The organism is Noviherbaspirillum sp. ST9 (assembly GCF_048799745.1).
Classification (GTDB): domain Bacteria; phylum Pseudomonadota; class Gammaproteobacteria; order Burkholderiales; family Burkholderiaceae_D; genus Noviherbaspirillum.
On sequence record NZ_JBLWFR010000214.1, the window covers coordinates 1 to 524 of the forward strand.

The 524-nt window shown below is 44.5% G+C and carries 1 protein-coding gene; it reads right to left on the reverse strand.

The genetic code is table 11. The features are described from left to right. On the reverse strand, positions 1-524 hold a 524-nt coding region (locus tag ACNOHI_RS25595), incomplete at both ends, for a PAS domain-containing protein (protein ID WP_420477535.1).

A 524-nucleotide genomic window follows, 5' to 3' on the forward strand; every position in this document is an offset into this window, starting at 1 on the left:
GTGTATATCCTAAAAGTCCTGCTCCGGCCTGATTAACCGTTAATAGTTTGCCTTCAAGGTCATGAGTGCACATCAGGCCCTGCGAATTCTCAAAAAAAGCCCTGAACTTATTCTCACTGATCATGAGTCGCCGTTCCCGTTGTTTTTCATCAGAAATATCCCGCGCAGCTGCATAAATATCACCAGAAGTACTGTCGGTACTGCATACCCAATGGAGGGTGAGGTAAGAACCTCCGGAGGTCCTGAAACGGTTAGTGAAGTTAACTGCAAAGTTTTCGCTGGAAAGCTTTGCCAGATGTGCCCTTGACATCTCCAAATCGTCAGGGTGTATGAATTCGGCTATAGGAGCAGAAAGAAGCGTTTTTTCATCCCAGCCCAATACTGTTGTGAAAGCTGGATTCAGCCTTTTAAAAAAGCGGTCAGACCCGGCCACACCAATCAGGTCGTTTGATAAATTAAAAAGTTTTTCGAAATGTTTCTGGTCTTCTTTTTCTTTCCGTTCAACAATGGCATCAGCAATTTCC